Annotated in this window: 2 protein-coding genes; both read right to left on the reverse strand. The window is 37.3% G+C overall.

The window, feature by feature from the left end:
* A partial coding sequence (locus HLA95_RS30150) for a reverse transcriptase domain-containing protein (RefSeq protein WP_222185021.1) occupies window positions 1-1,994 on the reverse strand: 1,994 nt, incomplete at its 3' end.
* A 4,613-nt stretch (window positions 1,995-6,607) separates the two neighbouring features.
* Window positions 6,608-7,411 (reverse strand): Ty1/Copia family ribonuclease HI (locus tag HLA95_RS30155; protein WP_222185022.1); only part of this gene is annotated, 804 nt, incomplete at its 5' end.

A 7,411-nucleotide genomic window follows, 5' to 3' on the forward strand; every position in this document is an offset into this window, starting at 1 on the left:
GAGAGATGAATTCCATGTCTAAAGGGAAGCAAACCCCTTTTGGAATTCTCCATACTGAACCTCTTCAGTATCTTATCTATGTACATGGATTGTGAGAGACCAAGCAACCTTTTAGATCTATCTCTATAGATCTTAATACCCAGTATATAGGTTGCATCTCCCAAATCCTTCATGGAGAAGTTGCTAGAAAGCCAGAGCTTAATAGATGAAATCATTCCTACATCATTCCCAATGATTAGGATATCGTCCACATATAGGACTAAGAATGTGACTGCACTCCCACTAACCTTCTTATACACACATGGTTCATCCGATTCCATGGCTTGTTGCCATCTAGTCGAGTCGATGTCCAACATCACTCCCTCGTATGTAGTGGGATCATCAGGATGTTCCTTGTCACCAAGAAACAACTCCTCTCTCATCTCATGTAGATACCCATATCTAACAGGAGGAGCAGATACCCTACCAGATCTACGAAGTGGTTGTGTACCAGTAGGTTCTGCCTCAACAGGGGCAGGAGTGGTGTCATTGTTGATTTGTGTGCTCTCAGATAATTCCTCGAGATCTATCACTTGACCTTTGCCTCCTTCTTGAATAAACTCTTTTTCCAAGAACTTAGCAAACTTACTAACGAAGACTTTCTCTTCACTAGTGTGATAGAAATAGTATCCCAAAGACTCTTTTGGGTACCCCACAAATCTACACTTGCTTGATCTTGCTTCCAATTTAGTTGCATTTTGGTTCTTAACGTATGCAACAGAACCCCAAACCCTTAGATGCTTAAGGCTTGGTTTCTTCCCATACCACATCTCATATGGTGTCTTAGGGACAGATTTGGAAGGAACCCTATTTAATAAATAAGCAGCAGTCTCTAATGCATATCCCCAGAAGGATATTGACATATCAGTGTAACTCAGCATCGATCGCACCATGTCCATCAAGGTACGATTTCTCCTTTCAGATACACCATTCAGCTGAGGTGTACCAGGAGGAGTCCACTGTGATAATATGCCAGCCTCAGTCAGATGATCTAAGAACTCCGTGGTCAAGTATTCTCCTCCTCGATCTGATCGAAGAGCTTTAATACTTTTGCCAGTTTGTTTCTCTACTTCAGCTCTGTATTCCTTGAACTTTTCAAAGGATTCAGATTTGTGTTTCATGAGATACACAGTACCTAACCGTGAGTGATCATCGGTGAAGGTAATGAAGTAAGTGAAACCTCCTCTGGCAACCTTATTCAAAGGTCCACATACATCTGAATGTATTAAACCTAGTATGTCTCCTGCCCTCTCACTGTGACCAGTAAAGGGCGATTTGGTCATCTTACCCATGAGACAAGGTTCACAGGTAGGTAAGGGTACAAGTACATATGAGCCCAACTGCCCATCCTTACCTAGCTTGTTGATCCTTTCCTCACTAATATGACCTAATCTCAAATGCCATACATAGGTGGAGTCTTTATCATCACGAGGTCTTTTCTTATGGTTCTTCTCTAAACAGTTCAAACTACCATCCATGTTTACGAAATATAGACCGCCTAAATACATGCCAGAACCAACTAATTTATTTCCAAAAGAAATAGTACAACCATTCCTATCGAAAATAAATTCATAGCCAAAACGTGTTAAGGATGAAACCGAAACAATGTTCCTGACTATTCCAGGCATATATAAGCAATCCTCTAATTTTAAAACATGTCCTGATGGTAAGGTTAAGTCACAAGTCCCTACAGCTAAGGCAGCAACGTTTGCTCCATTTCCAACTCGCAGAGAGATTTGATCTCGACCTAACTGCCTGCTTCCCTTGAGTTCTTTCATATCATTACATATGTGAGAACTTGCTCCGGTATCCAATACCCAAGAGGAAGCAGGGCTAACTGATAGATATAACCCTGAACTAGAAACCATTCCTAATTCATTAGACAGCTCTTTATTATTAGGTTCAGATAAGCAATAGTCAAATTCATTTTTGGATATTTGTTTGAGTAAAACCATGATATCTACAAAAATGAGTAACAGATTAAAAATTGTATTTCATTAACCATAATAACTTGGTCTTTAGTTTTATGGTACCTCCCACTATTTTATCAAATCCCATACTCCCTCTATAGGATTCGAGAACTCAATGAAGAATTCTTAATGGGGATTGGGGTCCCATTTGAACTAGTGGGGCCTCACATGTTAGGTTATTGGTCCACTAATCCAAAGGGGTGGATAACTCTTTATCCAATGCTTCTCTAAGCAAGTTCCAATCTTCCTTTAGCCTCTAAATCGCAGTGTCCTCACATGATAGGTTATTGGATAGTGCTCTTTAGTTAAATCACACCTACCATTCACATGAGTATGGTCAATTGAATGTGGCATCCCTCACATGATAGGTTATTGGTAAGCCCCATTATCGCACCTCATGATATCCAATATGTAACAAGCCGGTTTGAACCTTTACAATAAATGTGTCCCCACATATCTGCAGCCAAACACACCCACCATAAAGATCCTCCTGTCTTGTAATGGTAGGAGGCTAGGATAAAGCAATCGTATGCCTCTTCCTTACGATTTAATTTTGAAAATGAGGGATTTTTAGGTCTCATCAGATTAATTAAACATACATCACATGCATACATATATCACATATATATATAACCATCTCTTATTATTAGTACTTTAATGATACTCCCACTATCCTGAAAGGAACGGGACACTATCATCAAAGACATATAATAACATGGTTATTGGGCCCCTAAGCATACATCTAACATATATATGGGCCTCCTTGGAAAGATTATGGACTTTTGGTTTGGGCCCAACTAGAGCCATTAGTTGAGCCCTAGTTCTTATGCGGGTTTTGTGATCGTAAAATTAACCTGTAACTATTACATTCAAGAAAAGGTCTTCTCAAGTCCTTCTCTGTGTCATCCCATTGCTCCACGTATCCTTGGGCCCACCATGCACCGTTCTTTATCTCCAATGTACATTTACATTCAAATAACAAATGGGAATAATGGAAATAGGGGATACTTAACAAATGGGGAATAGGCATGCAAGCCCATAATTAAAATTACATCACAAATTAATTTAAACAAATTTAAATTACAACCCTTAAAGCATCACATCTAATGCGGCCAATCACATCCAGTTAATTGGTCTTTAAGTCCATAACTTTCCATTTTAATTTAAACAATCGCATTGCATAAATTAAAGCAGTATAAGAAACAAGTAATGAATGGCAATGGCATATATTAAAATCAAGATTTAATCTATTTCTCATCACATGAAAAATCAATTTAATTTTTAATCGAATTAAAAATTAAGTAACCCTTTACTTTTGTGTTTTCTCTAAAACACCAAGAATCAGCCCTTGTTTTGCTAAATTATCTGCTTAATTTAAAACTCATTTTAAATTTGAAGAACGCTTCATTTCACAAGGATTTTCAGTGTTCTTTCCAATGGCAGGGGTCTCGTTAAGTGATTCCAACGTTTGATATCACTTTAAAGCGATTTGCGACTTTAACTCCAAATCTGGCAGATTTGAGCTTCGGTCACAAAATGCTTTGTGCGGCTATTTAAAGTCAAATAAAAATGATGGGAACACTTCCTACATTTAGTCAGGACCTTAAATAAGTGAAGTTGATAAGTGGCTTGCTGTAAAAACCTTTTTAATTAAATTAAAAAGAATTTACAACTTTACAAAAACTGCTGCCCAGAAAAACAGCACACTGTTTTGGTTTTATAATAATTATAAAACATATTATAAAACATATTATAACTATATATTTTCATGCTCTAACTATTAGAACATTTAAATATATCATTATGGATGATTCATAAACTATTTAATCTAATTAAATAATCAAGAAGACATATAAATAAATTAATCCTATTAAAGTTATTTCAAGATTCAAAAATCAAATCAAGAATAGGATATATTAAACCCTAATAATGTCTTCATGAATCAGCCACCACCTTAGGGTTACAAACCCTAAAACATATCTACAAAGTGCTTTGTTAAAGATATTCCAAAATACTCTTTAGGGAACCAAATACAAAGTGCTTTGTTAAAGATATTCCAAAATACTCTTTAGGGAACTTTCATTAGGATTAAAAAACCCTAAAGTATTTCCCATGATCAGCCACCATATCCATCAATTAATTTACTCCCAAAAAGAATATAATAATAATGATAAGATAGAAATTAATTCAAATAAAACTAATCCTAGATAATCTAGGATTCTATTTGGATTAAAATTTCAACAACCTTATCATCTTCTCCACCAAGAAATCACCATGGCTGCACCTTCAAGCTCTCATATGCATTAAAGGCCGAAAATCATAAGGATTAAAAAATCCTAAGATAATAAAAACAAGCTAGGGTTCCAAACCCACCATGGCCGAAATTCATAGGGGTTCAAGAAAGCTTAATAATTTTAAACCAATTATTCTATGGCTTCCAAAGCCAAAACAAAATCATAGAACCCTTAGAATACTTCCATAGAACACTTCTATGAAGTTTGAAGGGAAGCCATTGAGTAGTTTGAACAAAACAAGCAAAACAAGAAAACTTTATAAAAATTTTCTGCAGAAAACTGGGTTCTGTCCAGCCATTGTTTTGCCTTCAAACACTGCCTTAATGGCTTGTAAAAATTCCAAAATTGATATAGAAACGTTCTATATCGAGTCACGATCGAAACAAGACCGACCTCATGCGATTTGGATATGTTTTGATCAAGATACAAGCCAAACAAGTTGGCATGCTCCAGAAAAACGGGATTCTGGTTTTGTTCTTCAAAAACCCTTGAAACTTTGATTTTAATTAATGCCATACCAAGCCATTCATGATTCGAATCCATGGATTAGAGTTGGCTCTGATACCACTGAAAGATTACACCATGGGAGCGCAGCGGAAACACGCAATTAAAAATTTATCCCATGTAATCTCCCATGAATCGATCTCTAATCATGAAACGAATCGAAACACATAATTTAAACAACAATAAATCATGCTTACTTGTTCTTGGTTTGTAGATGCTCCACTGTAGAAATCCCTCGTGTTCTTCGAGCTCCAAAAATATGGAAGCCTCCAATGGAAATCCACACGGCTCAAGACTTCAAGATGATCTTGTTCTTCACAACCCTTGTGAAGAAACAAGCTAGAGAGGAAGAGAGAGAGGGAGTGGTGTCATCAAGGGTGGAGGCTCTCTTCAAAAGAGATGCTAGGTTAAAGAACCCTAATCTATAACACCACTTATATAGTCCCTCTCTTCTTAATGGGGTGTTTGGTTACTAGTGCTAGCATGACCAAACCCCACATTGTATATCCTTATCCTTATTTAGAATATCCTTATCCTTGTTAATTATTAACATTTAATAATTAAGGATAGGCTTATTCATAATTAGGATAACTGTATCCTTATCCTTGTTTAGAGTATCCTCATCCTTGTTTAATTATTAACCCTTAATAATTAAGGATAGGCATATACTTAACTAGGATAACTCCTCTCATTCAATCAAGAAGATCACTTAAGCTTATTGTGTGTGACCCATTGGGTTCATCCCAACCTAGTAGCGGCAGGGGACATCTCGATGTCTCCCAAAATAGAAACTTTCTATTTATAGGTTCGATTGGAACAATTCCAATTTTGCCCTCAATGATAACTCTTATCATTAGGCCTTCACTAGTCATGAGTGACGTCTAGCAACATATCACGACGTACCCTAGGTATGGGTGAATATTCCTGCATAAATGAACCCTTCGTGTAATAGATAATCCTTCACCAATCAATGTCTTGACTCAGTTAATTGGGCATGGATTCATGTCAAACCCTAACTAAGTCATGTGTTACAAATTCACCAAATCATAATCTCAATTAGGTATACCCTAGAAACTCATTTCTTGGTAACCTTCTGCTTTGGCCAAAGACTTCACTGAGATATTATATTTGTGAATTAACTAAGACATTCGCCCTCTCTGATTAAGGGTGGTGATCCTCTATCGCACACTCACCTATCTTCATACATAATCCACTAGTGCCAATGAGTACCGATTACACCCTTGTCATTAAGAGTGTACGAGATACTATCAAACCCTAGCAGCCTATGCATAAGATAACATGTGGTGTCTCAAGTCTAAGGATTACATAATTGTGACTATACACATGAGCAGCTTTTGACATACAAATAGAATCCCATAAGCTGTACTCACATTGGTCACGTTCAGTGTACTTGTTCTCTAACAAGCACCCCCAGGTTTACTATAGTGTCTCTACACAAATGGTTCGAGACTCACCATCCTCCCATGGAGCTAGTATAACCTGAGCTAATCTTAACGGTTTATAATCGTCCACATATATAAACCTATGATCAGGAACTGATTTAGGATAGATGTACTTGAGAGTTGTAAGTCTCTCAATCTCAACACTTTGAGATACTACTCTCTATCATTCTATCCAGGGACTTTATCATGAACAGTAATTAAACACAGGTTTGCATGATAAAATAGCCATATTATAAATCAATAATGTTAATACATGATTTAATAATGAAATACAAAGCCCTTTAAACTCAACAGAACAATTGGTTTAGGGCATATCTCTAACAATCTCCCACTTGCACTAAATCCAATTAGTGACGTACTTCATCCCCATCTTCTCAAGATGTCGATCCAAGACTTTCTGGGTAAGAGCCTTGGTAAGTGGGTCTGCGGTATTATCCTCAGATGCTACTCTTTGCATACTGATATCTCCTCTTTCAATGATTTCTCTAATCATGTGGAAACGCCTTTCAATGTGCTTGGACTTCTGATGAGACCTTGGTTCCTTGGCTTGAGCAATAGCCCCATTGTTGTCACAATACAAAGGTATAGGTGACTCAATGGCTGGAACCACTCCAAGTTCAGAGATGAACTTCTTGATCCAAACAGCTTCTTTGGCAGCTTCAGAGGCGGCTACATACTCAGCTTCAGTAGTGGAATCCGCTGTAATAGTCTGCTTACAGCTCTTCCAACTGAACACTCCACCATTCAAGGTGAATAAATATCCAGATGTAGACTTTCTATCATCTATATCTGACTGAAAGTCAGAATCAGTGAATCCATCTACCTTAAGCTCATCTTCTCCATAGACAAGAATCAAATCCTTAGTCCTTCTCAAGTACTTAAGGATATTCTTGACTGCTATCCAGTGTGCCTCACCTGGATTAGACTGATATCTGCTGACAACGCTTACAGCATGACTGATATCAGGTCTAGTACATAGCATAGCATACATAAGACTCCCTACAGCTGAAGCATAAGGGATCTTACTCATATGCTCTCTCTCTTGATCTGTCTTGGGAGACATATCCTTGGAGAGATGAATTCCATGTCTAAAGGGAAGCAAACCCCTTTTGGAATTCTCCATACTGAACCTCTTCAGTAT

This window comes from Geminicoccus harenae, assembly GCF_019800005.1.
Taxonomy (GTDB): Bacteria; Pseudomonadota; Alphaproteobacteria; order Geminicoccales; family Geminicoccaceae; genus Geminicoccus; species Geminicoccus harenae.